The sequence below is a fragment of the Halorubrum sp. SS7 genome (assembly GCF_005435055.1).
Taxonomy (GTDB): domain Archaea; phylum Halobacteriota; class Halobacteria; order Halobacteriales; family Haloferacaceae; genus Halorubrum; species Halorubrum salinarum.
The window spans coordinates 1-210 of sequence record NZ_SGXV01000802.1 but is presented as its reverse complement, the minus strand read 5'-3'; the positions used below and the strand labels follow the sequence as shown (position 1 = coordinate 210).

The following is a 210-nucleotide window of genomic DNA, read 5'->3' as shown; positions in this document are numbered from 1 at the left end:
ACCTCGCCCTCGGCCATCGCGGCGTCGGAGTCGTATCCCATCTGCGTCGGGAGGTCGAACGCCATCGAGAGGCCCGACGAGCCCTCGTCGATGAGGTACTGGAAGCGCTCGTTGGTCTCCGCGGCGGTGCCCATTCCGGCGTACTGGCGCATCGTCCACAGGCGCCCGCGGTGCATCGTCGAGTAGACGCCGCGGGTGTACGGCTCCTCG

The 210-nt window shown here is 69.0% G+C and carries 1 protein-coding gene; it reads right to left on the bottom strand.

What is annotated here, in order from left to right; genetic code table 11:
- Positions 1-210, bottom strand: a 210-nt coding sequence (locus EXE44_RS19950; protein WP_241991928.1) for a methylmalonyl-CoA mutase family protein, incomplete at both ends; no start/stop codon positions are given.